Annotated in this window: 1 protein-coding gene; it reads right to left on the bottom strand. The window is 42.5% G+C overall.

What is annotated here, in order from left to right; translation table 11 throughout:
* Positions 1–3,563, bottom strand: a 3,563-nt coding sequence (locus AST02_RS08020) for an Ig-like domain-containing protein (RefSeq protein WP_256092394.1), incomplete at both ends; no start/stop codon positions are given.

Consider the following 3,563-nt stretch of genomic DNA (forward strand, 5'->3'; position numbering starts at 1 on the left):
CCTGACGGATCAGTAGCCGTAACTACTAACTCTTCATTTCCTGTCAAATTCACATTTGTTGGAACATCGATTGCGTAGTTTCCTTGATTATCGACTGTTCCTGTAACTGTACTTCCATCTGAGAATTGAACCGTAATCGTTGAGCCTGGTTCGCCTGTTCCTGTTACTTGTGTGCCTTCACTTGTAACCTCATTCACCGTTGGTGCGTCTGGTGCTGTCACATCTGTAACAGTCATTCTTGTTTCTGGTGATACATTGCCTGATTCATCTGTTGATGTGATAACCAAATCTTCATTACCCACTAAATCTATATTTGTTGGGATATCTATTGCGTAGTTGCCTTGACTTTCTGCTGTGCCTGTTACTGTACTTCCATCTGGGAACTTAACCGTAATCTTCGATCCTGGTTCGCCTGTTCCACTTACTTGCGTAACTTCACTTGTCACTTCATTCACCGTTGGTGTTACTGGTGCGGTCACATCTGTAACAGTTAATCGTGTTTCTGACGATACATTGCCCACACTATCTGTTGATGTAACTACCAATTCTTCGTTCCCTACTAAATCTACGTTTGTCGGGATATCTATTACGTAGTTTCCTTGATTATCCGCCACACCAGTTACAACACTTCCGTCTGGGAACTTCACTGTAATTGTTGAATTTGGTTCACCTGTTCCACTTACTTGCGTGCCTTCACTTGTAACTTCATTTACCATTGGTGCGTTTGGTGCTGTCGCATCTGTGACTGTTAGTCTTATTTCTGCTGATACATTGCCCGCACCATCTGTTGATGTAACTACGAGCTCTTCATTGCCTACTAAATCTACGTTCGTTGGAACATCAATCACGTAATTCCCTTGATTATCTGCTGTACCTGTTGCAACACTTCCATCTGGGAACTTCACTGTAATTGTTGAGTTTGGTTCGCCTGTTCCACTTACTTGCGTGCCTTCACTTGTAACCTCATTCACCGTTGGAGTTACTGGTGCCGTTACGTCTGTAACTGTTAATCTTGTTTCTGGTGATACATTTCCTGCACCATCTGTTGATGTCACTACGAGTTCTTCGTTGCCTACTAAATCTACATTTGTTGGTATATCAATTAAATAGTTGCCTTGATTATCCGTCTCACCAGTTACAACACTTCCATCCGGGAACTTAACTGTAATTGTTGAATTGGGTTCACTTGTTCCTGTAACTTGTGTGCCTTCACTTGTTACTTCATTCACCGTTGGGGCGTCTGGTGCTGTCGTATCTTTAACCGTTAATCGTGTTTCTGGCGATACATTGCCCGCACCATCTGTTGATGTAATAATCAAATCTTCATTGCCATTCAATTGCTTATCTAATGGTAAATTGATTACGTATTTTCCTTGATCATCTACTTTACCTGTTAATACACTTCCATCTGGGAATTTAACTGTGATTGTTGAGCCTGGTTCGCCTGTTCCTGTTACTTGTGTGCTTTCACTTGTAACTTCATTCACCATCGGTTCTACCGGCGCCGTCACATCAGTAACAGTCAATCGTGTTTCTGACGATACATTTCCTGATGGATCTGTTGATATGATAACTAACTCTTCGTTTCCATTTATTTGCTTGTCTACTGGTAAATCAATCACGTAATTTCCTTGATCATCTACTTTACCTGTTAATACACTTCCATCTGGGAATTTAACCGTAATCGTTGAGCCTGGTTCGCCTGTTCCTGTTACTTGTGTACCTTCACTTGTAACCTCATTCGCCGTTGGTGCTACAGGTGCCGTCGCATCTTTAACCGTCAATCTTGTTTCTGCTGATACATTGCCAGCACCATCTGTTGATGTGACAACTAACTCTTCATTGCCTACTAAATCTACATTTTTTGGAATACCTATTGCATAGTTGCCTTGACTGTCAGATGTACCCGTTGCAACGCTTCCATCTGGGAATTGAATCGTAATTGTTGAATCTGCTTCACCTGTTCCCGTAATTTGTGTACCTTCGCTTGTAACTTCATTCACTATCGGTGCGTTTGGTACTGTAGTATCTTTAACCGTTAATCTTGTTTCTGGCGATACATTGCCTGATGCATCTGTTGATGTTACAACCAATTCTTCGTTGCCATTCAATTGCTTATTTAATGGTAAATCAATCGCGTAATTTCCTTGATTATCTACTGTGCCTGTAACTGTACTTCCATCTGGGAATTGAACTGTGATTATTGAGCCTGGTTCGCCTGTTCCACTTACTTGCGTAGCTTCACTTGTAACCTCATTCGCCGTTGGGGCTGCCGGTGCCGTCACATCAGTAACAGTCAATCTTGTTTCCCGTGATACATTGCCAGCACCATCTGTTGATGTAACTACGAGTTCTTCATTGCCTACTAAATCTAAGTTTGTCGGAATATCTATTGCGTAGTTGCCTTGACTGTCTGCTGTACCTGTTGCCACACTTCCATCTGGGAACTTAACCGTAATTGTTGAACTTGGTTCACCTGTTCCTGTTACTTGTGTGCCTTCACTTGTAATCTCATTCACCATTGGTGCGTTTGGTACTGTCGCATCTTTAACTGTTAATCTTGTTTCTGACGATACGTTTCCTGATCCATCTGTTGATGTCACTACCAATTCTTCATTGCCTACTAAATCTATGTTTGTCGGGATATCTATTGCATAGTTGCCTTGATTATCGACTGTACCTGTAACTGTACTTCCATCTGGGAATTGAACCGTAATCGTCGATCCTGCTTCACCTGTTCCTGTTACTTGTGTACCTTCACTTGTAACCTCATTCGCCGTTGGGGCTGTAGGTACTGTTGTATCTTTAACTGTTAATCTTGTTTCTGGTGACACATTGCCAGCACCATCTGTTGATGTAACTACGAGTTCTTCATTGCCTACTAAATCTAAGTTTGTCGGAATATCTATTGCATAGTTGCCTTGACTGTCTGCTGTACCTGTTGCCACACTTCCATCTGGGAACTTAACCGTAATTGTTGAGCTTGGTTCGCCTGTTCCCGTAACTTGTGTGCCTTCACTTGTAACTTCATTCACCGTTGGTGCGTCTGGTGCGGTCGCGTCTTTAACTGTTAGTCTTGTTTCTGGCGATACATTGCCTGATGCGTCTGTTGATGTGATAACTAACTCTTCGTTTCCATTCAATTGCTTATCTAATGGTAGATCGATCGCGTAATTTCCTTGATTATCGACTGTACCTGTAACTGTACTTCCATCTGGGAATTGAACCGTAATCGTCGATCCTGCTTCACCTGTTCCTGTTACTTCTGTACCTTCACTTGTAACCTCATTCGCCGTTGGGGCTACTGGCGCTGTCGCATCTGTAACTGTTAATCGTGTTTCTTCTGATACATTTCCCGCACCATCTGTTGATGTCACTACCAATTCTTCGTTGCCTACTAAATCTACGTTCGTTGGAACATCGATTGCGTAATTCCCTTGATTATCCGCCTTGCCAGTTACAACACTTCCATCTGGGAATTGAACTGTAATCGTCGAACCTGCTTCACCTGTTCCACTTACTTGCGTGCCTTCACTTGTCACTTCATTCACCGTTGGTGCTAC

Source organism: Staphylococcus equorum (assembly GCF_001747895.1).
GTDB lineage: Bacteria > Bacillota > Bacilli > Staphylococcales > Staphylococcaceae > Staphylococcus > Staphylococcus equorum_A.